The organism is Microbacterium sp. PF5 (assembly GCF_004794315.1).
Lineage (GTDB): Bacteria > Actinomycetota > Actinomycetes > Actinomycetales > Microbacteriaceae > Microbacterium > Microbacterium sufflavum.
This window is the reverse complement of the sequence record NZ_SSDQ01000063.1, coordinates 30,650-57,201: the sequence shown is the minus strand read 5'-3', so window position 1 is coordinate 57,201 and position 26,552 is coordinate 30,650. Positions and strand designations below refer to the sequence as shown.

General features: G+C 72.2%; 26 protein-coding genes. 7 read left to right on the top strand and 19 right to left on the bottom strand.

All coding sequences use genetic code 11. The annotated features are described in order from the left end of the window. The 10 genes from DW297_RS04470 to DW297_RS04425 all read right to left on the bottom strand — a co-directional run. Positions 1-519, bottom strand: a 519-nt coding sequence (locus DW297_RS04470) for a 2-phosphosulfolactate phosphatase (protein ID WP_136029778.1), incomplete at its 3' end; no start/stop codon positions are given. An 18-nt stretch (positions 520-537) separates the two neighbouring features. Then, positions 538-1,998: an ABC transporter permease gene (locus DW297_RS04465; RefSeq protein WP_136029776.1), complete on the bottom strand. Its 1,461-nt coding sequence runs from the start codon at positions 1,996-1,998 to the stop codon at positions 538-540. Next, the gene (locus tag DW297_RS04460) at positions 1,995-2,756 is read right to left on the bottom strand and encodes an ABC transporter ATP-binding protein (protein ID WP_136029774.1); all 762 of its coding nucleotides are present in this window, start codon (positions 2,754-2,756) and stop codon (positions 1,995-1,997) included. The genes DW297_RS04465 and DW297_RS04460 overlap by 4 nt, the downstream gene beginning before the upstream one ends. A 97-nt stretch (positions 2,757-2,853) precedes the next feature. Beyond that, on the bottom strand, positions 2,854-3,489 hold the full coding sequence (locus tag DW297_RS04455; protein WP_136029771.1) for a response regulator: 636 nt from the start codon (positions 3,487-3,489) through the stop codon (positions 2,854-2,856). Further along, the gene (locus tag DW297_RS04450; RefSeq protein ID WP_136029769.1) at positions 3,486-4,667 is read right to left on the bottom strand and encodes a sensor histidine kinase; all 1,182 of its coding nucleotides are present in this window, start codon (positions 4,665-4,667) and stop codon (positions 3,486-3,488) included. Before DW297_RS04450 ends, DW297_RS04455 begins: the two co-directional genes overlap by 4 nt. Positions 4,668-4,725: 58 nt before the next feature. Then, positions 4,726-5,517 carry a class I SAM-dependent methyltransferase gene (locus DW297_RS04445; RefSeq protein ID WP_136029767.1) on the bottom strand — a complete coding sequence of 264 codons (792 nt, stop codon included), beginning with the start codon at positions 5,515-5,517 and terminating at the stop codon, positions 4,726-4,728. A 37-nt stretch (positions 5,518-5,554) separates the two neighbouring features. After that, positions 5,555-6,709, bottom strand: coding sequence for an AMP-binding protein (locus tag DW297_RS04440; RefSeq protein WP_205814424.1), 1,155 nt, complete (start codon positions 6,707-6,709; stop codon positions 5,555-5,557). Between the two features lie 23 nt (positions 6,710-6,732). After that, positions 6,733-7,653, bottom strand: a complete 921-nt coding sequence (locus DW297_RS04435) for a 1,4-dihydroxy-2-naphthoyl-CoA synthase (protein ID WP_136029765.1) — start codon at positions 7,651-7,653, stop codon at positions 6,733-6,735. 73 nt (positions 7,654-7,726) lie between these two features. Then, positions 7,727-8,710, bottom strand: a complete 984-nt coding sequence (locus DW297_RS04430) for a permease prefix domain 1-containing protein (RefSeq protein WP_136029764.1) — start codon at positions 8,708-8,710, stop codon at positions 7,727-7,729. A gap of 1 nt (position 8,711) precedes the next feature. Beyond that, positions 8,712-9,044, bottom strand: a complete 333-nt coding sequence (locus DW297_RS04425; protein ID WP_136029762.1) for a PadR family transcriptional regulator — start codon at positions 9,042-9,044, stop codon at positions 8,712-8,714. Positions 9,045-9,163: 119 nt separating this feature from the next. Here DW297_RS04425 and DW297_RS04420 point away from each other — a divergent pair, with 119 nt between their 5' ends. Beyond that, a complete protein-coding gene (locus tag DW297_RS04420; RefSeq protein ID WP_136029758.1) occupies positions 9,164-10,150 on the top strand; it encodes an o-succinylbenzoate synthase in 987 nt (328 codons plus the stop codon). On the opposite strand, the gene DW297_RS04415 is transcribed toward DW297_RS04420, so the two are convergent. Beyond that, positions 10,147-10,770 (bottom strand): TetR/AcrR family transcriptional regulator, encoded by a 624-nt coding sequence (locus DW297_RS04415; RefSeq protein ID WP_136029756.1) that lies wholly within the window; start codon positions 10,768-10,770, stop codon positions 10,147-10,149. The two genes, DW297_RS04420 and DW297_RS04415, sit on opposite strands and share 4 nt — an antisense overlap. Positions 10,771-10,901: 131 nt before the next feature. Here DW297_RS04415 and DW297_RS04410 point away from each other — a divergent pair, with 131 nt between their 5' ends. The 3 genes from DW297_RS04410 to DW297_RS04400 are packed head-to-tail and all read left to right on the top strand — an operon-like array spanning position 10,902 to position 16,315. Then, a complete protein-coding gene (locus tag DW297_RS04410) occupies positions 10,902-13,736 on the top strand; it encodes an efflux RND transporter permease subunit (RefSeq protein WP_136029754.1) in 2,835 nt (944 codons plus the stop codon). Further along, positions 13,733-15,706 carry a YhgE/Pip family protein gene (locus DW297_RS04405; RefSeq protein WP_136029751.1) on the top strand — a complete coding sequence of 658 codons (1,974 nt, stop codon included), beginning with the start codon at positions 13,733-13,735 and terminating at the stop codon, positions 15,704-15,706. The genes DW297_RS04410 and DW297_RS04405 overlap by 4 nt, the downstream gene beginning before the upstream one ends. An 18-nt stretch (positions 15,707-15,724) precedes the next feature. Beyond that, positions 15,725-16,315, top strand: a complete 591-nt coding sequence (locus tag DW297_RS04400; protein WP_240744516.1) for a 2'-5' RNA ligase family protein — start codon at positions 15,725-15,727, stop codon at positions 16,313-16,315. A 27-nt stretch (positions 16,316-16,342) separates the two neighbouring features. Here the strand turns inward: DW297_RS04400 and ccsB are convergent, their stop codons facing one another. The 5 genes from ccsB to DW297_RS04375 are packed head-to-tail and all read right to left on the bottom strand — an operon-like array spanning position 16,343 to position 21,018. Beyond that, entirely contained in the window at positions 16,343-17,323 is a 981-nt protein-coding gene (ccsB, locus tag DW297_RS04395) for a c-type cytochrome biogenesis protein CcsB (protein ID WP_136029750.1), read from the bottom strand. Between the two features lie 4 nt (positions 17,324-17,327). Beyond that, positions 17,328-19,094, bottom strand: coding sequence for a cytochrome c biogenesis protein ResB (gene resB, locus DW297_RS04390; RefSeq protein WP_136029748.1), 1,767 nt, complete (start codon positions 19,092-19,094; stop codon positions 17,328-17,330). Positions 19,095-19,131: 37 nt separating this feature from the next. Beyond that, positions 19,132-19,890, bottom strand: a complete 759-nt coding sequence (locus DW297_RS04385) for a cytochrome c biogenesis CcdA family protein (RefSeq protein ID WP_136029746.1) — start codon at positions 19,888-19,890, stop codon at positions 19,132-19,134. Positions 19,891-19,906: 16 nt separating this feature from the next. Further along, the gene (locus DW297_RS04380) at positions 19,907-20,557 is read right to left on the bottom strand and encodes a TlpA family protein disulfide reductase (RefSeq protein WP_136029744.1); all 651 of its coding nucleotides are present in this window, start codon (positions 20,555-20,557) and stop codon (positions 19,907-19,909) included. A gap of 56 nt (positions 20,558-20,613) precedes the next feature. Then, the gene (locus DW297_RS04375; RefSeq protein WP_136029742.1) at positions 20,614-21,018 is read right to left on the bottom strand and encodes a MerR family transcriptional regulator; all 405 of its coding nucleotides are present in this window, start codon (positions 21,016-21,018) and stop codon (positions 20,614-20,616) included. A gap of 52 nt (positions 21,019-21,070) precedes the next feature. On the opposite strand from DW297_RS04375, the gene DW297_RS04370 reads away from it, so the two are divergent. Next, complete coding sequence (locus tag DW297_RS04370; RefSeq protein ID WP_136029740.1) at positions 21,071-21,976, top strand: NAD(P)/FAD-dependent oxidoreductase; 906 nt, start codon at positions 21,071-21,073, stop codon at positions 21,974-21,976. Positions 21,977-22,013: 37 nt separating this feature from the next. Here DW297_RS04370 and DW297_RS04365 read toward each other — a convergent pair whose 3' ends face one another. Together DW297_RS04365 and DW297_RS04360 are read right to left on the bottom strand one after the other, a co-directional pair. Then, entirely contained in the window at positions 22,014-22,655 is a 642-nt protein-coding gene (locus DW297_RS04365; RefSeq protein ID WP_136029737.1) for a histidine phosphatase family protein, read from the bottom strand. 1 nt (position 22,656) lies between these two features. Continuing rightward, entirely contained in the window at positions 22,657-23,055 is a 399-nt protein-coding gene (locus DW297_RS04360) for a DUF5684 domain-containing protein (protein ID WP_206251731.1), read from the bottom strand. A gap of 117 nt (positions 23,056-23,172) precedes the next feature. Between DW297_RS04360 and aspS the strand changes: the two genes are divergently transcribed. Beyond that, positions 23,173-24,954 (top strand): aspartate--tRNA ligase, encoded by a 1,782-nt coding sequence (gene aspS / locus DW297_RS04355; protein WP_136029735.1) that lies wholly within the window; start codon positions 23,173-23,175, stop codon positions 24,952-24,954. Between the two features lie 92 nt (positions 24,955-25,046). Here aspS and DW297_RS04350 read toward each other — a convergent pair whose 3' ends face one another. Beyond that, positions 25,047-25,829, bottom strand: coding sequence for a sulfite exporter TauE/SafE family protein (locus tag DW297_RS04350; RefSeq protein ID WP_136029787.1), 783 nt, complete (start codon positions 25,827-25,829; stop codon positions 25,047-25,049). Between the two features lie 107 nt (positions 25,830-25,936). On the opposite strand from DW297_RS04350, the gene DW297_RS04345 reads away from it, so the two are divergent. Next, entirely contained in the window at positions 25,937-26,449 is a 513-nt protein-coding gene (locus DW297_RS04345) for a GNAT family N-acetyltransferase (RefSeq protein ID WP_136029732.1), read from the top strand. The last annotated feature ends 103 nt before the right edge of the window (positions 26,450-26,552 follow it).

The window sequence follows — 26,552 nt, the reverse complement described above, 5'->3', positions numbered from 1 at the left end:
GCTCGAGGGGGCCTCGTTCACGCAGGCGATGATCCGCTCCCGCCGCAGCGCGCGGAAACCCTCGGCCGCGACGGCCGCATCGGGTGCCGTGTGGTCGATGCCGCGGTCGGTGAGCGCCGCCGCGATCGCGCCGGCCCCCAGCAGGTCCTCCGCGGCGAAGCGCAGCTCCCCTGCCTCGTCGAGCTCTCCCGCCGGGATGATCGCGACCGAGGTGCGGCCCTGACGACGCTCCTGCTCCGCCTGCACCGCTGCGGCCACGGCCCGGGCGTTGCGCAGCGAGCCGAGCAGCACCGTGGCCTCGGCCGGAGCAGCGGCCGCGACCGCCGCCCCGTTGCGCGACCACTCGAGCGCTCCGGCCAGCGGGACCTCGGCGCCCTCCGCGACAGCCTCCGCCACGACGGACGAGAACCGCAGCACGTCGACCACCACGATCACGTCGGACGGCGCGAGCCGCCGGAGCCCGGCGACCCCCCAGTCGAGGCGGACCTGATACGTGGACTGATCGAACGGCGACGGCACCCGTCCAGCCTAGGGGCGTCAGTCCGCGGCGAGCGCCTCGACCGGTGCCACGCGCGTCGCGAGGCGCGTGGGCGTCGCGGCCGCCACGAGCGTGAGGACCGCGGTCGCCGCGACGATGATCACGACCGGCAGCCACGGCACCTGCGGGGCGACGAGGCCGGCCGGGGTGAACTCCGGCAGCGTGGGCACCGAGCCGAGCAGCGACTGCGCCGCGATCCAGCCGTAGGCCACGCCGAGCACGAGCCCGGTGAGGGTCGCGGCGACCGTGATGTGCGTCGCCTCCAGCAGCACCAAGCGGCGCACCTGTCCGTTGGAGAGGCCGATCGACCGGAGCAGCCCCAGCTCACGCCGACGCTGCACGACCCCGATCGTGAGCAGGTTGACCAGGCCGACCGCGGCGATCACCGCCGACACCGCCACGAGCACCATCATGATGGCCGCGAAGGCGTCGAACGGCGCGAAGAACTCCGGCGGGATCTCCTCGGTGGTCTGGCTCATCATGAGGCGCTTGGCGGACTCGAGGGCCACGGCGAACATGGTCACGAGGGTCACGCCCATCACGACGCCGATCGCCATGCGCGACGAGCGCTCCGGGTAGCGGAGGGCGTTCTCGGCCGCGAGCCGTGCGGTTGCGCTCGATCCGAACAGGCGACCGACGAGCCGCAGCACGGGCGGCATGAACAGCACCGACCCGAGCGCGAGCCCGGTGAACGACAGGATGCCGCCGAAGAACGCCACGACCACGCCGAGTGGGGTCACGAGCCCGAGGATCACGCCGCCCGCGAGCAGCGCGGCACCCGAGATCAGCAGCACCCACGCCCCCACGTGGCGCCCCGTCCGGCCCGAGACCTCATCGTGCGTGCGCTCGACCGCTCCGCCGAGCGCCTGCAGCGGCGTGACCGCGAGCACGCGGCGCGACCCCACCCACGCGGCCGCCCACGTCGTGAGCGCGACGCCGATCGCCGGGAGTGCGAGCGCGGGCTGCGCGAGTGAGAAGTCCGTCGGGGCGTTGGCGACGAACCGTCCCCCGATCTCGACGGCCGCCGCGGAGAGCGCGAGACCGGCGAGGAGCCCGATGGCGGCACCGAGCAGACCCACCATGAGTCCCTGTCGTCCGACCTGTCCGCGCTGCGAGCGCGCGGTGGCACCGATCAGGCGCAGCAGGGCGATCTGACGGGTGCGGCCGGCGATGATGGTCGAGAACGTGTTGGCCGTGACGATCGCGGCCACGTACATCGCCACCGCCGTGAGCAGCACCGAGAGGATCGCGACGACGACGGCGAGGGTGCCGCTGTCGCCGATGAACGGGTCGGACTGGAGCACCGCGCCGATGTAGGCGGTGATCTCGACGAGGAAGACGCCGAAGGCGGCGGACAGCGCCGCGACCAGGATGCTCGCACCCATGCCGCGGTCGCGCAGCCAGCCCAGGCGAGGACCGGTCGCCCTGGTCTCCGGGACGACGGTCGCGACGGCGGTCATGCCGTCACCTCGGCGGCCAGCATGTACGCGGAGATCTGCTCGGCGGTCTGGCGGGGGTGGTCGGCGACGATGCGACCGTCGCCCAGGTACAGCACCCGGTCGGCATGGCTCGCGGCGATCGCGTCGTGCGTGACCATCGCGATGGACTGGCCGTGCTCGCGGCTCGCGGAGGCGAGCAGGCGCAGCACCTCCCGGCCGGTCTTCGAGTCGAGGTTGCCGGTGGGCTCATCGGCGAACACGAGGTCGGGGGCCGTGGCGAGCGCCCTGGCGATCGCGACGCGCTGCTGCTGGCCGCCCGACAGCTGGTGGGGACGGTGCCCGAGGCGCGGCCCGAGACCGAGGGTGTCGATGAGGCCGTCGATGCGGGCCCGCTCGATCGCGCTCGGCCGGCGACCGTCGAGCTCGAACGGCAGCAGGATGTTGCCGAGGGCGTCGAGCGTGGGCACCAGGTTGAACGCCTGGAAGATGAAGCCGACGCGGCGGCGGCGGAGCAGCGTGAGGTCGAGGTCGCTCAGCCCCGTGATCTCGGTGTCGCCGATCCACGCCCGGCCCTCGGTGGGGCTGTCGAGCCCGGCCATGATGTGCATGAGCGTGGACTTGCCGGAGCCGGACGGCCCCATGATCGCGGTGAACTGGCCGCGGCGGATGCCGACGCTCACGTCGTCGAGCGCGTGGACCGTGCCCTCACCGGAGCCGTAGGTCTTCTTCAGGTGCTGGACGCGGGCGGCGAGCCCGAGGTCGCTGGTCGTGATCTCCATGTCCTCGACGCTATTTCCGCCGTCCAGGGCACCGCGTCGGCCATCGGGAGCATCCCGATACATCGGAAGGATGATCTCGCGGAGGACGCGGTCGCGCTCAGGCCAGACCGTGCTCGAAAGCGAACACCACCAGCTGCACGCGGTCGCGCAGCGCCAGCTTCGTGAGGATCCGGCTGATGTGTGTCTTCACGGTCGCCTCGCTCAGGAACTCCCGCGCCGCGATCTCCGCGTTCGACAGACCCCGCGCGGCGAGCGCGAAGATCTCCCGCTCGCGCTCGGTCAGCTCGCCGTACTGCGGCGGGACGGGGCGGGGCGCCTCGGCGAAGTGCGCGAACAGCTCGCGGGTCGCCGACGCCGCGATCACGCTGGACCCCGCGTGCACCGTGCGGATCGCCGCGAGCAGGAACTCCGGATCGGCGTCTTTGAGGAGGAAGCCGCTCGCGCCCTGCCGGATCGCGCGGGCCGCGGCCTCGTCGAGGTCGAACGTGGTGAGCATCACGATCCGCGGAGGCTCCGGCCGGGCGAGGATCTCCGCGGTCGCGGTCAGGCCGTCCATCACCGGCATCCGGATGTCCATCAGCACCACGTCGGGCCGCGTCGTGGCGACCACCGCGAGCGCCTCCCTGCCGTCGCCCGCCTCCCCCACGACCTCGAGGTCGGGCTGCGAGGCCACCAGCATGCGGATCCCGGCGCGGAACAGGGCCTGGTCGTCGACGAGCACGACTCTGATCACTGGGAGGCTCCGATCGGCAGGCTGCTCTGGACGACGAACTGCGCACCACGGCGCTCGGTGTGCAGACTACCGCCGACCAGCTGCGCGCGCTCCCGCATCCCGATCAGTCCGTGCCCGCCCGGTGCGGACGGCGGGGCGTCGGCCGCCACCGTGTTGCGCACCTGGATGTCCACGCGGTCGGGGAGCCAGGCCAGGTGCACGTCGACCGCCCCGTCGCCGTGCCGGATCGCGTTCGTCAGGGCCTCCTGCAGGATGCGGTAGACCGCGAGCTGGATCGCCCCCGGCGGCTCCCCCGGCGGCATCGGGTCGACCGTGACGCGCGGCTCGATACCTGCCTGGCGCACCTGCGCGAACAGCGTCTCCAGATCGGCGAGGGTGGGCTGCGGACCGTCGCCCTGGCGGTGCCGCAGCTGGGTGAGCAGCATCCGCACGTCGCTCAACGCACCGCGGGCCGTCTGGGCGATCGTGCCGAGGGCCTCGGTCGCCATCTCGGGCTTCACGGCCGCGGCGTACCGGGCCCCGTCGGCCTGCGCGATCACGACCGCGAGCGAGTGCGCCACGATGTCGTGCATGTCGCGGGCGATGCGCACGCGCTCCTGCTCCTCCGCCGCGAGCGCCTCGGCCTGCAGCTGCGCCGCCCTGGTGCGCCGCGACCGCAGCACCACGCGCCACAGCAGACCGCACACCCACGCGAAGCCGAGGGCCATGATGGATGCCGCGAGCAGCAGCGTGCCGCCCGTCACGAGCTCCCACCCGGTGCCGGTGCCGAACGCGACCCCGCTGACGAACACCATGTAGAGCGCCGCGATCACGCCGCCGACGATCACCGAGCCGAGGCCCCACCACAGCACGCGGCGCGACCCCCAGGCCGACGTGGCGTACAGCGCCAGCAGGATCGCGAGGTCGATCGGCAGCGGCCCGAAGCCGGCGAGCATCTGGACGATCGCGCCGGCCCAGGCGCCCACGAGCGCCAGCCCGGGAGACAGCCGGCCGATCGCCACCGCGCCGAACATCAGGAGCCCGGCGACGACCACCGCCGCCACCGCGGCGCCCGCGACCGGCTCTCCGGTGACCGGCGGCGCGTAGAACACCACCGACATCGGAGTGAAGATGACGAACAGCAGCACCGCCCCGACGATGTCGAGGATGAGCGCCGTGCGGGAGAGCGGCCGGATCACTCCCCCACGCTACGCGAGCACGCCGGGCGAGACATCCGTCTGCCGATGTATCCGCCGCTCACGCCCGCGCGAGGATCTCGCCGTGCGGCACGAGGAACCAGCCGTCGCCGTCGCCCGCCCACCGCCGCCACGCCTCGCTGATGTCGCGCAGGTCGGCCGGGGTCGCCAGGCCCTCGTCCACGAGCTGCCGGGCGAGGGCGGACTCCAGGATGCGGTCGGCCCACATGCCGCCCCACCAGTCGCGCTCCTCCGGGGTCGCGTAGCACCACGTGGACGCGGTCGCGGTGACCTCGCCGAAGCCCGCCGCGCGGGCCCACGCCAGCAGCCGCCGCCCCGCGTCCGGCTCGCCCCCGTTCGCACGCGCGGCCCGGCGGTAGAGGTCGAGCCACCGGTCGAGCTCCGGCAGCACCGGGAACCACAGGAAGCCCGCGTAGTCGGCATCGCGCGCGGCGACGAGGCCGCCCGGCACGGTCACACGCCGCATCTCCCGCAGCGCCTGCACCGGATCGGCCACGTGCTGCAGCACCTGATGCGCGTGCACCACGTCGAACGTGTCGTCGGCGAAGCTCAGCGCGTGCACGTCCTCCACCGAGAAGGAGAGGTTGTCGAGGCCGCGCTGCGCCGCCAGGTCGCGCGAGAGCGACAGCGCCGACTCGTCGATCTCGGTCGCGGTGACGTGTGCGACCGCCCCGGCGAAGTCGACCGTGATGCTGCCGGGACCCGCCCCGACGTCGAGCAGTCGCGTCTGCGCGGTGAGGTGCGGGCGGAGGTACGCGGCCGAGTTGGCGATGTCGCGCACGTTGTGCGAGCGGAGGACGGATTCGTGGTGTCCGTGCGTGTACGTGGCCATGCGCCCCAGTCTGGCAGGACCGCGGGCGGGCGACGCCTCAGTGCAGTTCCGCGACCGACCGGCGGATCGCCTCGCGGTCGGGCTTCCCCGACGACAGCACCGCGAGCTCGTCGACCAGGACGAGACGCGAGGGACGGGCGTGCGCGCCGATCTCGGCCGCCACCGCCTCGCGCGCCTGCCCCAGCTGTTCCGCCTCGCTGCGCCGCAGCACCTCGCCCCGCGGCGCGACGATCACCGACGCCTCACCCCAGCGCTCGTCCGGCACCGGCACCACCACCGCCTCGTGCAGCCCCGGCACGCGCCGCACGATGCCCTCCACCCTGTCCAGCGAGATGTTGATCCCGCCCGACACGATCACGTTGTCCGCCCGGCCGTGCACGCGCACGACCCCGTCCTCCACGAGGCCGAGGTCGCCCGTGCGGTACCACCGGATGCCGTGCTCGTCGTGCAGGAAGGTGCGAGCCGTGAGCGAGCCGTCGCCCAGGTAGCCCTCCGCGAGCATGGGTCCGGCGATGCGGAGCTCGCCGTCGACCACCCGCACCGCGACCGTGTCGAGCGGCACGCCGTCGTACACGCAGCCGCCGCTGGTCTCGGTCGAGCCGTAGGTGCGCACGATCCGCACGCCCAGGTCGCCCGCGCGCTCCCTGAGCGGCTCCGGCAGCGCCTGCCCGCCCACGAGGATCGCCCGGTACGCCTGCAGTGCCGCGCGCACGGCGGTGTCCTCCGCCGCGTCGAGCAGCGTGGCGATCTGGGCGGGCACGAGCGAGGTGTACAGCTCGGGAACACCCGCCGCACCCGCCGGGCGCAGCATGGCCAGCGTCGCCTCGGCAAACGACACCGGGGAGAAGCGTCCCTCGATCTGCCGCGGCTCCGTCCCGGCGAGGAGCGAGCGCACCATGACCTGGAGTCCGGCGACGTAACCGGCCGGGAGCGCGAGCAGCCACCGCCCCTCGCCGATGCGCGCGGCCGTGGCCTCGGCGCTCGCCCGCAGCGCCTCCGCGCTCAGGGCCACGCGCTTGGGGATGCCGCTCGACCCCGAGGTCGCGATGACCGCCGCTATGCCGTCCGCCACGTGCTCCGGAGCGCCGCCCAGCATGCCGAAGCCGAGCGCCGGGCCGCCGTCGAGCGCCCGCTGGAGTGCGTCCCGCAGCTGTCCCGTGTCTTCCGCGTCGGTCGGGATCAGGGCGGTCATGCGTGCCTCCGGGATGTGCTCGGTCAGTAGTGCCAGGGGAAGGAGGACCAGTCGGGCGCGCGCTTCTCCAGGAACGAGTCGCGACCCTCGACCGCCTCGTCGGTGCCATAGGCGAGACGGGTGGCCTCTCCCGCGAACACCTGCTGGCCCACCAGCCCGTCGTCGACCGCATTGAACGCGAACTTCAGCATGCGGATCGCGGTGGGCGACTTGGTGAGCACGGTGCGCGCCATCTTCAGCGCCTCGCGCTCCAGCTCGGCGTGCGGCACCACACGGTTCACAGCGCCCGCCTCGTACGCCCGCTGCGCGGAGTACTCCTCGGCGAGGAAGAACACCTCGCGCGCGAACTTCTGCCCGGTCTGGCGCGCCATGTACGCGGAGCCGTAGCCGGCGTCGAAGCTCCCCACGTCGGCGTCGGTCTGCTTGAACCGCGCCTCTTCGGCCGACGCGATCGTGAGGTCGCACACGACGTGCAGCGAGTGTCCTCCGCCGGCCGCCCATCCGGGCACGACCGCGATGACCACCTTCGGCATGAAGCGGATCAGGCGCTGCACCTCCAGGATGTGCAGGCGCCCGACGGCCGCACGCGACTGCCCGTCGACCAGGGCGGTCTCGGAGTCGGAGTACTTGTAGCCGTCGCGGCCGCGGATGCGCTGGTCACCGCCGGAGCAGAACGCCCAGCCGCCGTCCTTCGGGCTCGGGCCGTTGCCGGTGAGGAGCACCGCGCCGATGCGGGCGTCCTGCCGGGCGATGTCGAGGGCGCGGTACAGCTCGTCGACCGTGTGTGGCCGGAACGCGTTGCGCACCTCGGGCCGGTCGAACGCGATGCGGGCGACACCGCCGTCGCGCGACACGTGCGCGGTGATGTCGGTGTAGTCCTCGGCGCCGGGCGCGAGCACCCATTCGGACGGGTCGAACAGGTCGGAGACGAAGGCATCGGTCACGTCTCCCAGCCTATTCCCCGCCTCCGAGCGACGCGGAGTGCACCCACCCGGTCCGGGTGGGTGCACTCCCTGGTCAACGCCCCTGTCGGCGTGCCTTGCGCCAGCCGTCGACGATGTCCCAGCCGACGCCCAGTGCGATGCCGAATCCGAGCAGCACGGCGAGGATGCGGAAGATCCCGCCCTCGTCGGCGGCCTCGGCGTCACCGGCGGCGAATCCGTCGCCGCCCGCCGCGACGATGTGCGCGAGGAAGTCCGGGTTCACCAGGTCGCCGGTGAGGAGCAGGGTCAGGGTCCAGGCGAGGAAGGCCACGGCGAGGACCGTGTTCACCACGGCGAGCGCGGTGCTCCACCCGCGGCGACGGTAGACGACGATCGCGAACACGGCCTCGGCGACGATGAGGAGGAACAGCACACCGATCCCCCACGGCCACAGACCGGGGTCGAGGATGGGCAGTGCCTCGCCGTCGACCACCACGAAGCCGCGGAACCGATCCCAGAGCAGGGCGCCCACCGCGAGCCCGAGGAACACGAGCGAGGCGATCAGCTCGTTGCGGCCGACGCCGTCGTCCGACGCCTCGGGCAGCTGGTCGACGTCCCACTTCATCCCGGCGTCGGTGCCCGACCGTTCCAGGATGACGAACACGAGCGTGGTCCAGAAGCAGACGTGCAGGATGGTGCCCCCGGTGGCCAGGACGGCGCTGGAGATCACCTCGCCGACCGGGGCTCCCGCGATCGTCTGTCCGAGCGCCACGCCGCCGAGCGCGCAGACCGGCACGATCATCAGCAGCAGCTTCAGCAGCCGCCACCAGGCGAGGTAGTACCGCGGGCCGATCAGGTGCAGCGGGCGGTCGGCGTATCCCGCGGCGAGGGCTCCGGGATCCCCCAGCGCCGTCAGCGCGGCGCGCTCGGCCTCCTGCGGGTCCTCCCCCAGGTCGATGCGGGCCTCGACGGCGTCGGCGATGGACGCCTCGAGCTCGGCACGCACGTCGCCCTGCGTCTCGGGCGGCAGACTGCGGATCGTCGCGCTGATGTAGCGCTCGGTGAGAGTGGCGGTCATGTCAGTTCTCCTCGGTGGTGAGGGAGGCGATCGCGGCGGTGAGCGCGCGCCATTCGTCGGTGAGGGTGTCGGCCAGGCGCATGCCGGCCTCCGAGGTGCGGTAGAACTTGCGCGGCCGTGCCTCGTCGGTGTTCCACTCGCTCGTGAGGTACTCCTGCTTCTCCAGCCGGCGGAGCAGGGGGTACAGCGTGTTCGCGTCGGTCGCGAAGCCGCGGCGCTCGAGCTCTTCCAGCAGCCCGTAGCCGTAGCCCGCCGTGCGGAGCAGCTGCAGGCAGGCCAGCACCACGGTGCCGCGGCGCAGTTCCTGCAGGTGCGTGTCGAGCGTCTCGTTCATGTCGATCACATTACTGTGCGTCACACACCATTGTCAATGGCACGTGTTCGTGCGGCGTACGCTCCGGGTCGTCGGCGCGTGGATCCGTCCCCGCGCGGCCCGTGGCGCAGAATGAGGGCATGATCCCTCCGCTCGCAGAACTGCTCGACACGGCCAGGGTCGTCGCCCTCCCGATGCACACCCGGTTCCGCGGCGTCGACACCCGCGAGGCGCTGCTGTTCGAGGGGCCGGAGGGGTGGGCCGAGTTCTCGCCGTTCGTGGAGTACGACGACGCCGAGGCCGCCACGTGGCTCGCCGCCGCGATCGACTACGCCTGGCGCGCGCAACCGGCCCCCGTGCGCGATCGCATCGGCGTGAACGCGACGGTGCCCGCGGTCGAGCCCGGCCGCGTGCCGGAGGTGCTCGCCCGCTTCCCCGGGTGCCGCACCGCGAAGGTCAAGGTCGCCGAGCCGGGACAGCTGCTGGCCGATGACGTCGCCCGGGTCCGCGCCGTCCGCGAGGCCATGGGACCGGAGGGGCGCGTCCGCATCGACGCCAACGGGCTGTGGAACGTGGACGAGGCCGAGCACGCGGTGCACGCCCTGGCGGAGTACGACCTGGAGTACGTCGAGCAGCCGTGCGCGACCGTGCCCGAGCTGGCCGAACTGCGCACCCGCGTGAAGTACATGGGCATCCCGGTGGCCGCCGACGAGAGCATCCGCAAGTCGGACGACCCCCTCGCCGTCGCCCGCGCCGGGGCCGCGGACATCGTCGTGATCAAGGCGCAGCCGCTGAGAGGCGTCACCCACGCGCTGCAGATCGTGACGGCAGCGGGACTCCCGGCGGTCGTGTCCAGCGCGCTCGACACCGCGGTCGGTCTGTCACAGGGCGCCGCACTGGCGGCCGCGCTGCCCTCACTCGGCTTCGACTGCGGCCTCGGCACGGGCTCGCTGTTCCTCGACGACGTGGCCGACCTCCGCCCGGTCGACGGCGCGATCCCGGTCGGGCGCGTCACCCCGGACGCGGATGCACTCACGCGCCTGGCCGCGGCGGACGAGCGGCGCGAGTGGTGGCTGGCCCGCCTGGCCCGCTGCCACCACGAGCTCGCGACGCGGAACCCGGGCTAGGACTCGACGAGCAGTTCCACGAGGCGACCGAGCTCCTCGCCGCCGGAGTGGCGCAGCTCGGCGTCGTCGCGGCCGGCCATCGCTCCGCGCACGGTCATGCCCTCCCAGATGATCATGAGCATGCGCGCGGCGTCGGTCGCGGGCAGGCGCAGCCGCAGCGACCCGGCCTCGACGATGTCCTCCACGATCCGGGCGATGCTGCCGACCATCTCGCGCTCCTGCGCCAGATAGGCCTCACCGAACGCGGGATCGCGCAGCGCGCGGATGCGGATCTCGCTCATGAGCATCACGCCAAGCCGGTCGTCGCTGCCGAGCTCCATGATCTGCTGCACGAGGTCGGTCGGGTCGCACCCGTCGCCGAGCTCGCCCTCCGCGCGCATCTGCTCGACGCGCGTGCGCACGGCGGCCACGCGTGCATCGGCCACCCGCGCGGCGAGCATCAGGAACAGCTCGTCCTTGGAGTCGAAGTTGGAGTAGAACGCACCGCGCGTGAAGCCCGCGCGCTCGCAGACCGCCTCGACCGACGCCCCCTCCAGGCCCACCTCGGCGAACACCTGCGCCGCCGCGTCGAGCAGGCGCGCCCTCGTGTTCTCACGGCTGCGCGTGGCCGTTGCCGCCATGCGTTCCCTCCCGGTGCGATTCGCCTCGTGTTCACACCCGGCACACAGAATCGCGATGCCGGATCACCTTACGATACATCTATGTATTGGATACACCTGTGTATCCAGCTCACCCCCACCGAGGAGAACCCGTGTCCACACTCCTGTCGTCCCTCGGACGCTGGTCGTTCCGGCACCCCTGGCGCGTGCTGGTCTCCTGGCTCCTCGCCCTCGGCATCGCCGGCGCGGGTGCCGTCGTGCTCGGTGCGGGCACGGACAACACGTTCTCCATCCCCGGCACGGAGTCGCAGGCGGGCCTGGAGCAGCTGTCCCGCTCCTTCCCGCAGGTGAGCGGCACCAACGCGCAGTTCATCGTGGTCGCCGCCGACGGCGACAGCATCGACGACGACGCGTACCGCGAGCCCATCGACGACGCCGTGTCCGCCCTCGGCGATCTCGACCAGGTGCTGGCGGCGACCTCGCCGTACGACGAGATGGTCGACGGCATGATCAACGACGACGACACGGCGGCGATCGTGCGCGTGCAGTTCGACGGCGAGTCCACCGACGTGTCCGACGAGACGAAGGACGCCCTGCGCGCCGTGGTCGCTGACCTCGGCGCCGAGCTGCCCGATGGCGCCCAGACGTCGCTCGGCGGCGACCTGTTCGCGATCTCCATCCCGGGCGTCACGCTCACCGAGGCCGTGGGTCTGCTGATCGCCCTGCTCGTGCTCATCGTCACGTTCCGCTCGTTCGTGGTCGCCGGGCTGCCGCTGCTCACCGCGATCCTCGGCGTCGGCATCTCCATGGCGGGCATCTTCACCGCGACCGCGTTCGCCACCGTCTCGTCCACCACGCCGCTGCTCGCGCTCATGCTCGGGCTCGCCGTCGGCATCGACTACGCGCTCTTCATCGTCGCGCGGCATCAGGATCAGGTGCGCGATGGCGTCGACCCCGAGGAGTCCACCGCGCGCGCCGTCGGCACCGCCGGTTCCGCCGTCGTGTTCGCCGGCGTCACCGTGCTCATCGCGCTGATCGGCCTCGGCTTCGCCGGGATCCCCTTCCTCACCACGATGGGCATCGCCGCCTCGGTCGCGGTCGCGGTGGCCGTCGCGATCGCCGTGACCCTCACGCCCGCCCTGCTCGGCTTCCTCGGCCACCGCGTCGCCGGGCGCCCGAAGAAGCCCCGGGCGAAGACGTCGCGGAAGACGAAGAAGGTCAGGGCGGCCACGGCCCGCGCGGCGTCGGAGGCCGCCGACGGCGCCGAGGCGCCCCCGGCCGAACCCCGCCCTCGGGGCAGCCGCCGCTGGGTCGCCGGCGTCACCCGACGCCCGATCCTCGTGTCCCTCGCGATCGTGCTCGGTCTCGGCGTCGTCGCCGTCCCGGCACTCAGCCTCGACCTCGCGCTGCCGAACGCGGGCGTGCTGCCGAAGGACTCCGAAGCGCGGCAGACCTACGACCTCGTGGGCGAACAGTTCGGTCCCGGGTTCAACGGCCCGCTCATCCTCACCGGCACCATTGTCACCTCCACCGATCCGCTCGGTCTGATGGAGGACCTGGGCGACGCGGTCGCCGAGGTCCCGGGGGTCAAGGAGGTCGCGCTCGCCACCCCCAACGAGACCGCCGACACCGGCATCGTGCAGATCATCCCGGAGACGGCGCCCGACGACCCCGCCACCGCCGACCTCGTGCGCGAGCTGCGCAGCCACCACGACGAATGGCTCGACGAGTTCGGCATCGACCTGAAGGTCACCGGCTTCACGGCGGTCGGCATCGACATCTCCGACCAGCTCGGAGCCGCCCTGCTGCCGTTCGGCATCTTCGTGATCGGCCTGTCGCTCATCCTCCTCACGATCGTGTTCCGCTCGCTCTGGGTGCCGATCACCGCGGCCGCCGGTTACCTGCTGTCGATCGTGGCCGCGTTCGGCGTGGTGGGTGCCGTGTTCGAGTGGGGCTGGTTCGCCGACGCCCTGCACGTCGCGAAGGTCGGCCCCATCATCAGCTTCATGCCGATCATCCTGATGGGCGTGCTGTTCGGCCTCGCGATGGACTACCAGGTGTTCCTCGTCTCGCGCATTAGGGAGGACTTCGTGCACGACCCCGACGCGAAGAGCCCGGACCGGGCGACCCGTCGCGCGGCCGCGCTGCGCGCCGTGCGGAGCGGCTTCTCCGGCTCCGCGAAGGTCGTCACGGCCGCCGGACTCATCATGTTCGCGGTGTTCGTGGCGTTCGTGCCCGAGGGCGACTCGTCGCTCAAGCCCATCGCGCTCGGGCTCGCGGCCGGCATCGCGATCGACGCGTTCCTGGTGCGGATGACCCTGATCCCCGCGCTCATGGCGATCCTCGGCGAGCGCGCGTGGGAGATCCCGGCCTGGCTCGAGCGCATCCTGCCGAGCGTGGACATCGAGGGCGAGGCGGTGGAACGCGAACGACACCTCGCCGCGTGGCCCGGCGACGGCTCCGTCGTGGCAGCCGACGACCTGACGGTGGGCGGCGACATCGCCGCGCTCGACGGCCTGTCGCTGCGCCTCGCACCGGGGAGCGCGGTGGTGGCCACCGGGCTCGACGCCGCCACGCTGCGGGTGCTCGCCCTCACGATCGCCGGACGGGTGCCGCCGGGCGAGGGTCGCCTGCGTGTGGCGGGGCACCTGCTCCCCGGTCGCGCCGCGTGGGTGCGTGCCCACGTCGGCTGCGTGCTCGTGGACGACCAGGACGCGTCGGCCCCCGACCTCGCCGAGGCGCTGCGCGGACGCACCGAGCTCGTGGTGCTCGACGGCATCGACCGACTCGACGGCGCCGCCCGGGATCAGCTCGCGGCCCGACTGCGCGACACCGCGGCCCGCCGCCCCCTCGCCGTGTTCGCCACCGCGGTCGACGCGACCGCGGCGCGCTCCCTCCTCGCGGACGCCGGATGGTCGTCCGCCGACACCCTGGACCTCCGCGACCCGCACCGGGCCGCCGCCGACACCACCGAGGTGACCGCATGACCCTCCCCCTCGAGCGCGCGCGCTCCCGCAAGCCCATCACGTGGCTGACGATCCTCGGCGTGCTGCTGCTGCCCGCCGCGATCGGCGGCATCCTCATGGCCGCGCTGTACAACCCCACGGAGCGGCTGGAGTCGATGACCGCCGCGATCGTGAACCTCGACGAGCCGGTCGAGATCGACGGGCAGGTCACCCCGCTCGGACGACAGCTCGCCTCCGGGCTGGTCGAGGGCTCCGACGACCTCGACTCGAACCTCACGTGGGTCATCTCGAACGAGGAGGATGCGGCCGACGGGCTCGCGGACGGCTCGTACCAGGCCGTCATCACGATCCCCGAGGACTTCTCGGCCGCCGCGACCTCGGGCGGGCAGGCCGTGGCGGACGGCGGCGGCGATGCAGAGCAGGCGACGATCCGCGTCACCACCCCCGACGACGGTCTCGTCGCCGACGACCTCATCACGAGCCAGATCGCGAACGTCGCCGCGTCGACCCTCGGCACCATGCTGTCGGAGGCCACCACCGAGAACATCCTCGTGGGCTTCACCACGATCGGCGACCAGATCGGCGACGCTGCCGACGGTGCACTCCAGCTCGCGACGGGCGCCCGCGACGCCGCCACCGGGGCGGCGGAGATCCCCGACGGCGCGACACAGCTCGCCTCCGGCGCTGCACAGCTCGGCACCGGCGCCTCCTCGCTCGCGTCGGGGCTCGACACGATCGCGGGCAAGACGCGCGAGGCCGCGGCCGGCGCGGGGCAGATCGGCAGCGGACTCACCGCGGGTGCCGCGCAGCTCCAGGCCAGTGTCGCCCCGACGCAGCAGCTCGTCGGCGGGATCCAGTCCGCCGCCGGGTCGGCGCAGACGGCCGGCACCGACGCAGCGGCGCTCGCCCAGAGCCTCGGCGCCCTCGCGGCGAGCGCGTGCACGCCGCCCGTGACCGACCAGGCGCAGTGCGACCAGCTCACCGCGCTCGCGACCCAGGCCGGGTCGGTGGCGCGGTCGGCGGGCACCGCGGCGGGCATCCTCACCAGCCCGGAGGTGTCGGGCGGCGTGGCGGCGCTCCCCGGCACCCTCGGCACCCTCGCATCGAGCATGGGGCAGGCCGGGACCGGGGCGACCCAGCTCGCGGACGGCCTGACCCAGCTCGCCAGCGAGGGCATCGGCCCCTCGGCGGCCGGGGCACGGGCTCTGGCGACCGGCGCGACCCAGCTCACGGACGGCGCGAACCAGCTCGCGGAGGGTTCCACCGAGCTCGTCGCCGGCCTCGACACGCTCGCCACCGGCACGGGCGATCTCGCGGGCGGCCTGCGCACCGCGGCCGACTCGCTCCCCTCGTTCAGCGACGACGAGTCCACCTCGCTCGCGTCGGTGATCGCCGACCCGGTCGCGGCGGACGCCCCGGAGAACGCGATCTTCGGCCCGACCGCGATCCCGCTGCTCACCGCGGTCGTGCTGTGGTTCGGCGGCCTGGCGTCGTTCCTGGTGCTGCGCGCCCACACCGCCCGCACCCTCACCTCCCGCCGCTCCTCCGCGGCTCTGGCCCTGCGCGGGTTCTGGCCCGCCGCGGCCATCGGCGCCGCGCAGGGTCTGCTGGTGTCGCTCATCGTGCAGACCGTGGCGAGCTACGACGCCGCCCAGTGGTGGGCCTTCGCCGGCACGGCCGTGCTCGCCGGGGTCGCGTTCGCCGCCGTGAACCAGGCGCTCGTGGCCGTGTTCGGCGGGATCGGGCGCTGGATCGCCGCGCTCGTGGGCGTGCTCGCGGTCGCGACCGGCCTCATCTCGACCGTGCCCGACTGGCTCGCCGCGATCGGTGCCGCCCTGCCGACGGCTCCCGCGTTCACGGGCCTGATCTCCGCGAGCGGCCCGGCGGTGGCCGCGCTCATCGTGTGGGGCGTGCTGTCGCTCGTCGCCACGACCGTGGTGGTCGCGGTCCGCCGCACCACCACGGCGACCGCGGTCCTCGCCCCCGCCTGACTCCCCTAGGCTCCTGCCATGCGTCGACCGTTCATGGACACCCCCGAACAGCTCGCCGGCCTGGAAGGGCAGCAGTACGTCGTGCTGCGCCCCACCGCCGCGGTCGCCGAGACCTATCGGAATGTCCAGGACGCGTCACTCGCTCGCCTCGCCGCCCCGATCCGGCGCCCGCACACCGGTCACGTCACTCTGCGTGGATTCGCCGAGCCCGATCGGCGCGACGAGCTCGCGGCGCTGATCCGCACCTGGGCGTCGCAGCAGACCCCGATCGAGGTCAGAGCCGAGGCCACGGACGAGTTCTCCGCTCCATGGCAGATCCTGATCGTGCGTCTCGCCCGCACCGCGTCACTCGTCTCGGCGTACTCGACCCTGACGACCGCGCTGGACGAGACGGACTTCCGCCGGCTGGGCGAGCTGCCGCTGGAGGACTGGACCTTCCACCTTTCGGTGATCTACGGCAAGACTCTCGACCCGGCCGAGTGGAGACGATTCGCCGAGGCCGAGTCCCGCGTCTTCGAGCCCGCTGTCACCGAGACCATCACCGAGGCCGAACTGGTCTGGTACGACCGCGGCACCGAGCACGCCGAGGTCCTGCCGCTCGGCGGCTGAGACCTGGCGTTGCCCGGGGGCAGCGGATCAGCTCAGGCCGGAGTAGGCGTGCAGGCCCTTGAAGAACACATTGACGATCGTGAAGTTGAAGATCACCGCGGTGAAGCCGACGATCGACAGCCACGCCGAGGGGTTGCCGCGCCACCCGCGCGTCGCCCGCGCGTGGATGTAGCCCGCGTAGAGCACCCAGATCACGAACGTCCAGGTCTCCTTCACGTCGAAGCCCCAGAAGCGGCTCCACGCGTAGTACGCCCAGATCGACCCGGCGATGAGGGTGAACGTCCACAGGATGAAGCCGATGATCGAGAACATGTACGCCAGGCTCTCCAGGCGCTCCGCGGTCGGGAACGTGCGCAGGAAGCCCGGTCCCGTCTTGGCGGCGCCCTCGCCGAGCAGACGCTCGCGGCGGGACTGCATCAGCTGGATCACCGACAGCGCGAACGCCAGCGCGAAGAACGCGGTCGCCAGCGACGCCACGAACACGTGGATGATGAGCCACACGCTCTTGAGCGGGTCCATCAGCGGCGAGACCTCGACGTAGAAGTTCGTCGCCCCCAGCCCGAGGAGCACCACCACGAGCCCCGTGATGAACGTGCCGAGGAAGCGCAGATCGAGGCGCGTGAGCACCACGAGGTACACCGCGATGATGAGCAGCGTGCCGACCATCGCGAACTCGTACAGGTTGGCCCACGGCACCCGGCCGGCGGCGATGCTGCGGGTCACGGTGGCCGCGAGGTGGAACACGAACCCGAGCACCGTGAGCGACGTGCCGATGCGCGCCATCACGAAGCGCTGCGGGGCAGCGGTCGCGGCCGGGGCCCCGGTCGCGGGGGATGCCGCGCCACGGACGCCGCCCGCCGCCACCAGTTCGCCCTCCCGCACGGAGACGGCGTCGGCGGAGGCCTGGGAGCGGCGCGCGAGATCGAAGGCGTACGCCACGAAGGCGGCCGCATAGATCGCGATCGCGGTCCACAGCAGGACAGGCGAGATCACGGTGAGCTCGAGCATGGTGTCAGTCTACTTTCGTGGTGTCGGCGGCCGGGGGTGCGGTTTCCGCGGACGCGGTCTCGGCCTCCGCGTCGTCGGGGGTGCGGGCGACGGTGCCGCCCGCGGCGTCGAGCAGTCGGGCGTGACCGTCGCGGATGTCGTCAACGGCCCGCGCGAGCGTCGGGTCCTCGCCCCGGGCGAGCGCTGCGTACTCCAGCTCCACCGCGCCGTCGGCGGCCGTGGCCTTGACCCACACGCGCCGTCGCGGCACGAACAGCGCGAGCATGAGCCCGGCCAGCGCGAGGATGGCGAAGCCCAGCACGAACACGCCGGATTCGTCGCGGTGGATCTGCAGGGAGGCGAAGCGCTTCACCGACTGGGAGGCATCGGTCGCGCCCTCCGGCGACTCGTCCTCGAAGGTGACCGAGCCGAGCCCGTTCGGCAGCTCCGCGGTCTCGCCCGGCGCGAGCTCGATCGACTCGACGTCGGTCGAACGCCCCGTGAGCTTGGTCATGTCGGAGGTGTCGAGCACGTACACCGAGCGGGGCACCCCGTCGTTGATGCCGAGGTCGCCCGTGTACACGTCGAGCGTGAGGGTGGGGTTGGTCAGGTCGGGGTAGCCGGAGAAGAACGCACCGGAGTCGAGCACACCCGTCGTCGGGTAGAAGAAGCCGACGAGGCCCACCTGCTCGGCGAGGCCGTCCGGCACCTTGAGCACCCCGAGCGAGGTCATGTTCGTGTCCTGCGGGAGGAACGGGGTGCTGCCCGTGAACACGACCGTGCCCTCGGGGTCGCGCACGGTGACGGTCGGCGCATAGCCGTTGCCGAGCAGGAACACGTCGTCGTCGGCGACGCCCAGCGGCTCGTTCACCTTGACGGAGCCCTCGCGCTCCTCACCGTTCTCGAGGATGGTCATGTTGGCCGAGAAGTTCCCCGCCTGACCCGAGCCGGGCTCGCCGAACGGCTGGTACGTCACGTCGAACGAGTCGAGGCGCATCGAGTAGGGCGCGAACGCGTCGTCGGTCACGAAGCGGCCGCGGTTCATGGAGTCGTAGTCGAGCAGGGTGTTCGCGAACGTCTCCCCCTCCACCAGCACCCGCTGCCCGGTGTACGCGAAACCGCCGCCGACGCCGATCGTCACGAGCACGCCGACCAGAGCCAGGTGGAACAGCAGGTTCCCGGTCTCGCGCCAGTACCCGCGCTCGGCCGACACCGAGAACGTGCGGCCGCGGTCGTAGCGCTCCACGCGGTAGCCGAGCGCCTTGAGCTGCGTCGTCGCGACATCGATCGCGGCGGCCGCCTCCGCCTCCGCGTCACCGGTGCCCGTGCCGGAGCCGGCGACCGGGTCGCGCGTGACCGACCGGTGGTCCTCCAGGCGCTGGAGCCGGGCGGGAGTCCGCGGCGGACGCGCACGCAGCGCCTTCGCGTGGTGCTTGATGCGCGGGATCACGCAGCCCACGAGCGACGTGAACAGCAGCAGGTAGATGGCGGAGAACCACGGCGACAGGTAGACGTCGAACAGCTTCAGGCCGTCGAGGATCGGGAACAGGTCGGGGTTGTCGCGTTCCCACTGCGTGACGCCGTTCGGGTCGGCCATGCGCTGGGGGAAGATCGAGCCGGGGATGGCGGCGATCGCGAGCACGAGCAGCAGGATCAGCGCGGTGCGCATCGACGTCAGCTGACGCCAGCCCCACCGCAGCCAGCCGACGACCCCGAGCCGCGGCTGGGTGATCGAGTCGTCGCCGTCGACGTGGTCGGACGGACGGAGCGGATCGCTGGAGTCGCTGTTCACGGCACCCTTGTTCTTCGTGGTGGTGTGCTCTGCGCGGTCAGAGCGGGAGGATGACACTGCCGATCACCGCCGTCAGCCGGGACATGATGTCGGTCCACAGCCCGGTGACCATCAGCACACCGAGCAGGATGAGCATGACGCCGCCCACGATGTTCACGATGCGCACGTGGCGGCGCAGGAAGCCGATCGCCCTGGTCGCCCAGCCGAAGCCGAGGGCGACCAGCAGGAACGGGATGCCGAGGCCGAGGGAGTACGCCAGGCCGAGGAAGCCGGCGCGCACCGGGTCGCCGGCGTTGAACGACAGCGCCAGGATCGCGGCGAGCGTCGGCCCCATGCACGGCGCCCAGCCGATGCCGAGCGCGACACCCAGCAGCGGGGCGCCGATGATCCCGGCCTTGGAGTCGACGTGGAAGCGGAACTCGCGCTGCGCGAAGCCGAACAGGCCGAGGAACACCAGCCCCATCGCGATGATCACGACGCCGAGGATGCGCGTGATGAGGTCGCCCCAGCGCAGCAGGAACGCGCCCGCCGTGCCGCCGAGCACCGTGAAGAGGATGAACACGACCGTGAAGCCGAGGATGAACAGCAGCACGCCCAGCACGAGGCGACTGCGGGTCGCGGTCTGCGTCGTGCCGTCGGCCGAGCCCCGCGGGGCGACCGCTCCGCCCAGGAATCCGAGGTAGCCGGGGACGAGCGGGAGCACGCACGGCGACACGAACGACACGAGCCCGGCGAGCATCGCCACGGGCAGCGCGAGCCAGAGGGCGCCGGAGCCGATGATGACGTCGGGGTTCACGGCGCCTCCGCGCGGGTCACGAGTCCTCCGCGAGGGCGTCCTTGACGAGCGTGGAGAGCACGGAGGTCCCGTCGATCGGCCCGATGATCTTCGCGGCCACGCGGCCCTGCTTGTCGAGCACGAGGGTGGTCGGGGTGGCCGAGATCGGCACGGCCTCCGCGAACGCGAGCTTGGCCTCCGCGGTGTCGACGTCGATCAGGCTCGGGTACGTGACGCCGTACTCCTCCGCGAACGCGGTGGCCGTGTCGGCCTGGTCGCGCGTGTTGACGCCGATGAAGGACACGCCCTGGTCCTCGTACTCCTTCCAGACGCTCTCCAGATCGGCCGCTTCGAGGCGGCACGGGGCGCACCCGGCGTACCAGAAGTTGACGACGGTGACGTCGCCGGCGACGTCGGCGCTGTCGAAGTCGTCACCGGTCTCGGTGACCCCGCCGAACTCGACGGGTTCGCCACGTTCGGCGACCGGGATCTCGACGATCGCGCCGTCCGCGGCGACGTAGCCGGTGTTCTCCCCGCTCAGGAAGGACTCGCTGACGGCGTCGGGGGCGCACGCGGTCAGGCCGACGGCGAGCACCGCGGCGAACGCGGCTCCGACCGCTCGGCGGGCATGCCGGGGGTGGGAGGTGCGGCCGCGGCGAATCGGAGGGATTCTGGGGGCGAGGGGCACGGCTCCGAGTTTACGCAGAGCATCCTATGCATCGGCCGGGTACCCCCCGGGGGGAATCAGAGGCGCGCGAGCACGTCGGCGACGCTCGCGCGGAAGCGCGGGCACGTCGCGATGTCGTGCGCACGGCAGCCCATCGCGTGCTCGGTCATCTCCCGCGAGCGCCGCATCTCCTCCATGCGCCGGTCGAGGTCGTCGAGGTGCTGCTGCAGCACCTGGTGCCGGCCCGCGCTGCCGTCGTCGAGCAGCACGGCGATCTGCTCGAGGCTCATGCCGGCCGCCTTGCTGCGCTGGATCACGGCGATCCGCACGACCTCGTCCTCGCCGTAGCGTCGCCGACCTGCCGCATCACGCGGCGGGCGGAGCAACCCGACCGACTCCCAGTGCCGCAGCACGTGGGTGGGCAGGTCGAAGCGGGCGGCGACCTCGCCGACGGACCAGGGGTGGCTGTCGCTTGACTTCATGTTGACATGAAGTCACACACTGGCGAGGAAGGCAAGAAGAGAGGACGACACCATGCACGACGCGATCGTGATCGGGGCGGGACCGGCCGGGCTCCAGGCGGCCCTGACCCTCGGACGCATGCACCGCTCGGCGCTGCTGCTCGATTCGGGCGAGTACCGCAACGGGACGGTGCAGCACATGCACAACATGATCGGCGAGGACGGCACACCCCCGGCGGAGCTGCGCGCCCGCGCCCGGCGGGAGCTCACCGCCTACGACACGGTGACCGTGCGCGACACCGCGGCGCAGCGCATCGAGGGTTCCGCCACGGAGGGCTTCCGCGTGACGCTCGCCGACGGCTCGGTCGAACGCGGACGACGCGTGGTGCTCGCGACCGGCGTGGCCGACGACCTTCCCGCGGTGCCGGGACTCGCGCCGCTGTGGGGGCTGAAGGCGTTCACCTGCCCGTTCTGCGACGGCCACGAGCACGCCGGTCGTCCGATCGCGATCCTCGGCCCCGCCCCGCGCGCGGAGCACCTGATCGGACTGCTCGGGCCCGTCGTCGGCGACATCACCGTGGTGCCGGTGGACGCGCCGCTCGGCGACGACGACCGCGCTCGGCTCGAGGGCCTCGGGGTGCGGGTCGCCGGGCCTGCGGCCGAGGTCTCGGAGCACGGCGCGGGGGTGCGCGTGCGCACGGCCGACGGCGACCTCGACGTGGCCGGGGTCTTCGTCGCCGCGGCCTCGGCGCGCCAGCGCGCCCCCTTCGCGGCCGACCTGGGACTGCGGATGCTCGACTCCGGTTCGATCGAGATCGACGAGCTCGGGCACACCTCGGTCGGCGGCGTCTTCGCGGCGGGCGACCTCGCCCATCGCGCGACCCTCCCCGGGCCGATGGCCGCGGTGCTGCTCGCCGCCGCGGCCGGTCAGCTCGCGGCGATCGGCGTCATCCGGTCACTGCTGGAGGACGCCCGCTGAGACCGAGGCCACGGGCGCGTGCGGTGACGGCGGCGGGTCAGACCGCGCCGACGTCGACCGCGTCGCCCGTGGCGGCGGGCTCCGCGTAGGCGACCTCGCGCCACACGTCGCCCACGCGCTCGAACGAGGTGACGCTCGACAGGGCGCAGCGCCGCGTGCGGGGGTCGTGCTGCAGCGGAAGCCCCGCCACGCGCAGGTGCGTGATCCAGATGGGCGCCTGGTGCGACACCATCACGATGTCGCCCTCGGTCGTGCTCTCCAGTGCGGCCGTCCACGCCTCGTCCATGATCCCGAGCATGCGCTCCGCGATCGACGCGTACGGCTCGCCCCAGCTGGGGACCGACGGCTGCCGCAGATGCCACCAGTTGAGCGGGTTCATCAGCGACCGGCGCATGCGGGTGCCCTCGAAGACGTTCGTCGGCTCGATCAGACGGATGTCGATCTCCGGCACCAGGTCGAACCGCTCGGCGAACGGCTCCGCCGACTCCTGCGCGCGCTCCAGCGGTGAGGCGTACAGCGCCGCCACGGGGTCGCCGAGCTGCGCCACGTGCGCGGCCGCCGACGCCGCCATCCCGCGGCCCGCGCGGCTCAGGTGATAGTCGGGCAGCCGGCCGTACAGCACGCGGGCGGGGTTGTGCACCTCACCGTGCCGCACGAGGTGCAGTCGCGATACCCCCACGTCAGATCTCGCGGTAGCGGGAGTCGCCGAAGCCGAGGATGAAGTATCCGATGAACGAGAACACGAAGAGGAGGAAGAAGGAGAAGACGCCGCCCTTGCCGAAGCGGGCGCCGACCTTCACGGCCACGACGATCGCGAGCACCACGTTGGCGATCGGCACCAGGTAGAGCAGGACCCACCAGCCCGACATCCCGGCGATGCGCAACAGGAAGATCGCGTTGACGATCGGGATGAGGGCGAGGATGCCCGGATATCCGGCCTTGGTGAACACCTTCCACCAGGCGACGGCGAGGAGGATGTAGAAGATCAACGCCACCACGCCGGTGGTCCCGGAGAGGATCTGGCCGAGGAAGTCGGGGACGACCGGGACGTCGGCCGCGGGGACGAGAGCGAGGTTCATGGGGGCACCTTCCGTTCACAGACACCCTACTGAGGGACGGGCCGTCCCGTGAGAAGGGGTCGCGCACCCCCGTAGACTGGGCGGGTTCTCCATTTCCCAGATCAGAAGGAATACTCCGTGCTGCGCACCCACACCGCAGGCTCCCTGCGCGCCGAGAACATCGGTCAGACCGTCACCCTCACCGGGTGGGTCGATCGTCGTCGTGACCACGGAGGCGTCGCGTTCATCGATCTGCGGGATGCCTCGGGCATCGCCCAGGTGGTCATCCGCGACGAGGAGGTCGCCCACCCGCTGCGCAACGAGTTCGTGCTCAAGGTCACGGGCGAGGTCTCGCGCCGCCCCGAGGGCAACGCCAACCCGAACCTCCCGTCGGGCGAGATCGAGGTCATCGCGGCCGAGGTCGAGGTGCTGAACCCCTCGGCTCCGCTCCCCTTCCAGGTCTCCACGGCGCTGGCCGACACCGAGACCGTGGGCGAGGAGGCGCGTCTCAAGTACCGCTACCTCGACCTGCGCCGTCCGGCCGCGGCCTCCGCGCTGCGTCTGCGCTCCGACGTGTACAAGGCCGTCCGCGACGTGCTGCACGCCGACGGCTTCACCGAGGTCGAGACCCCCACCCTCACCCGCTCCACCCCCGAGGGCGCCCGCGACTTCGTGGTGCCGGCGCGGCTGCACCCGGGCAGCTGGTACGCGCTGCCCCAGTCGCCGCAGCTGTTCAAGCAGCTGCTCATGGTCGGCGGCGTGGAGAAGTACTACCAGATCGCCCGCTGCTACCGCGACGAGGACTTCCGCGCCGACCGGCAGCCCGAGTTCACGCAGCTCGACATCGAGATGAGCTTCGTCGAGCAGGAAGACGTGATCGCCCTCATGGAGTCGCTCATCGTGGCGATGTGGAAGACGATCGGCGTGGAGGTGCAGACCCCGCTGCCGCGCATCACCTACGCCGAGGCGATGGCGAAGTACGGCTCCGACAAGCCCGACCTGCGCTTCGGGCTCGAGCTCGTCGAGGCGACCGAGTACTTCGCGGACACCCCGTTCCGGGTGTTCCAGGCCGAGTACGTCGGCGCGGTGCGTATGCCCGGCGGCGCCTCGCAGCCGCGCAAGGTGCTCGACGCCTGGCAGGACTGGGCCAAGCAGCGCGGCGCCCGCGGTCTCGCCTACGTGCTGTTCAACGAGGACGGCACCCTGGGCGGCCCCGCCGCGAAGAACCTGTCCGAGGCGGAGCAGGCGGGTCTCGCGGAGTTCGTCGGTGCCGAGCCGGGCGACTGCGTGTTCTTCGCCGCCGGATCCGCCAAGGAGAGCCGGGCGCTGCTCGGCGCCGCGCGCGTGGAGATCGGCCGCCGCCTGGGTTACCTGAACCCGGACGAGTTCGCGTTCACCTGGGTCGTCGACGCCCCGATGTTCGAGCCCGCCGCCGACGCGGTGGCCTCGGGCGACGTCGCGGTGGGCGCGGGCGCCTGGACGGCCGTGCACCACGCGTTCACCGGCCCGAAGCCCGAGTTCGAGGACACGTTCGACACCGACCCCGGCTCGGCCCTCGCCTACGCGTACGACATCGTGTGCAACGGCTCCGAGCTCGGCGGCGGCTCAATCCGCATCCACCGCGAAGACGTGCAGAAGCGGGTCTTCGAGGTCATGGGCATCAGCGACGAGGTCGCGCAGGAGCAGTTCGGCTTCCTGCTCGACGCGTTCTCGTTCGGCGCTCCCCCGCACGGCGGCATCGCGCTGGGCATGGACCGCGTGCTGCAGCACCTGTCGAAGACCGAGTCGATCCGCGACGTCATCGCCTTCCCGAAGTCGGGCAACGGGTACGACCCGCTGACCTCCGCGCCCGCCCCGATCACCCCGGAGCAGCGCGCCGAGGCCGGTGTGGACTACGAGCCCGACGACGACGCGGCCTGAGCCGCTCGCGCACGATCAGGCACTCGCGCCGGTTCGGGCGGTTCCCCACGGAACCTGCCCGACCCGGCGTCGTCGTGTGAGCCGCGGACGGTTCAGCGGAGCGAGGCGAGAGCCGGGACGATGTTCTCGTTCCACACGTCCACGCCCAGCTTCGCGATGAGCGCGACGACCACCACGAGGAACACCACGCGGATGAACGTGGTGCCGCGCGAGATCGCCATGCGCGACCCCAGGTAGCTGCCAGCGACGTTCGCGACCGCGAGGATGCCGCCCAGCAGCCACAGCACCGACCCGTGCGGGATGAACAGCAGCAGCGCGCCCAGGTTCGTGGCGAGGTTCACGATCTTCGCCTTCGCGCTGGCCTGCAGGAAGTCGTAGCCGAGCAGCGCTACGAGGGTGATCACCAGGAACGTGCCGGTGCCCGGGCCGATCATGCCGTCGTAGAAGCCGATGCCGAGGCCGGCGAGGCCCGCCATGAGGTGGTGCTTGTGGCCGTGGAAGCGCAGCCGGGTCGCGGCGCCGAGCTGCGGGCGGAGCGCCGTGAACAGGGCGACCGCGAGGAGTGCGACCACGATGATCGGCTTGAACGCGGCGGGCGGGAGCACCGTGGCGACCGCGGCTCCCCCGAACGAGCCGAGCATCGCGATCACCGCCATGGGCAGAGCCGTGCGGATGTCGGGTTTCGCGCGACGGTAGTACGTGACACTGCTCGTCGCCGTGCCGAACACCGACGCGAGCTTGTTGGTGGCCAGGGCCTGCACCGGCGCGATACCGGGGATCAGCAGCAGCGCGGGCAGTTGCAGCAGCCCCCCGCCGCCCACGACCGCGTCGATCCAGCCGGCGCAGAACGCCGCGACGATCACGAGGATCAGCATCCCCCAGGTGAGCTGCTCGAGCCCGAGCACCGTGCCGATATCCACCCGGCCATGATTCCAGAGAGTGCACCCTCCTCCCGCATCCGCGCCCCTGAGAGACTGGTGCCATGCTCGACGCCCTCCCCCTGCCCTTCCCCTTCCCGTCGCGCGTCGGCGAGGCCGTCCTGCGGCGGGCCACCCTGGACGACACCGATGCGGTGATCGCGCTGCTCGCCGACGACCCCATCAGCGCCGCCCGCGGTGATGTGGCCTCCGACGAGGATCGCCCCGCCTATGAGCGCGGCCTGAGGGAGATCCTCTCCGAGCCCTCGAACGACCTGCTGGTGGTCGAGCTCGGCGGGGCCGTCGTCGGCACGCTCCAGCTCACGTCGATCCCCGGCATGGCACGGCGCGGTGCCCGTCGCCTGCTGGTCGAGGCCGTCCGCGTGCGCAGCGACCTGCGTTCGGCGGGTCTCGGCGGGGCCGTGATGCGCTGGGTCGGGGAACAGGCCGCGCCCGCGCTCGGCGCCGCGATGGTGCAGCTGACCTCCGATGCCGCACGCACCGACGCGCACCGCTTCTACGAGCGTCTCGGCTACGTCGGCTCGCACCGCGGCTTCAAGCTCACCGTCCCGCACTGACCGGCGACCGCGCCGGCCCGCCTGTCGGTCCCGCGCCCGCGCGCCACCCATCGGACACCGTCCGTTCACCGCGGCCGCCATGAGCGGCAACCTCCGGCTCGTA

Excerpts from the sequence above, each read along its gene's own strand:
- DW297_RS04440 (WP_205814424.1), bottom strand. The coding sequence starts at position 6,709 with ATGACCGCCCTGATCCCGACCGACGCGGAAGACACGGGACAGCTGCGG.
- DW297_RS04345 (WP_136029732.1), top strand. The coding sequence starts at position 25,937 with ATGCTCGACGCCCTCCCCCTGCCCTTCCCCTTCCCGTCGCGCGTCGGC.
- DW297_RS04415 (WP_136029756.1), bottom strand. The coding sequence starts at position 10,770 with ATGGCGGCAACGGCCACGCGCAGCCGTGAGAACACGAGGGCGCGCCTG.
- DW297_RS04350 (WP_136029787.1), bottom strand. The coding sequence starts at position 25,829 with ATGCTGATCCTCGTGATCGTCGCGGCGTTCTGCGCCGGCTGGATCGAC.
- DW297_RS04420 (WP_136029758.1), top strand. The coding sequence starts at position 9,164 with ATGATCCCTCCGCTCGCAGAACTGCTCGACACGGCCAGGGTCGTCGCC.
- ccsB (WP_136029750.1), bottom strand. The coding sequence starts at position 17,323 with ATGCTCGAGCTCACCGTGATCTCGCCTGTCCTGCTGTGGACCGCGATC.
- DW297_RS04460 (WP_136029774.1), bottom strand. The coding sequence starts at position 2,756 with ATGGAGATCACGACCAGCGACCTCGGGCTCGCCGCCCGCGTCCAGCAC.
- DW297_RS04400 (WP_240744516.1), top strand. The coding sequence starts at position 15,725 with ATGCGTCGACCGTTCATGGACACCCCCGAACAGCTCGCCGGCCTGGAA.
- DW297_RS04370 (WP_136029740.1), top strand. The coding sequence starts at position 21,071 with ATGCACGACGCGATCGTGATCGGGGCGGGACCGGCCGGGCTCCAGGCG.
- DW297_RS04465 (WP_136029776.1), bottom strand. The coding sequence starts at position 1,998 with ATGACCGCCGTCGCGACCGTCGTCCCGGAGACCAGGGCGACCGGTCCT.
- DW297_RS04360 (WP_206251731.1), bottom strand. The coding sequence starts at position 23,055 with ATGAACCTCGCTCTCGTCCCCGCGGCCGACGTCCCGGTCGTCCCCGAC.
- DW297_RS04425 (WP_136029762.1), bottom strand. The coding sequence starts at position 9,044 with ATGAACGAGACGCTCGACACGCACCTGCAGGAACTGCGCCGCGGCACC.
- DW297_RS04405 (WP_136029751.1), top strand. The coding sequence starts at position 13,733 with ATGACCCTCCCCCTCGAGCGCGCGCGCTCCCGCAAGCCCATCACGTGG.
- DW297_RS04430 (WP_136029764.1), bottom strand. The coding sequence starts at position 8,710 with ATGACCGCCACTCTCACCGAGCGCTACATCAGCGCGACGATCCGCAGT.
- DW297_RS04445 (WP_136029767.1), bottom strand. The coding sequence starts at position 5,517 with ATGGCCACGTACACGCACGGACACCACGAATCCGTCCTCCGCTCGCAC.
- DW297_RS04375 (WP_136029742.1), bottom strand. The coding sequence starts at position 21,018 with ATGAAGTCAAGCGACAGCCACCCCTGGTCCGTCGGCGAGGTCGCCGCC.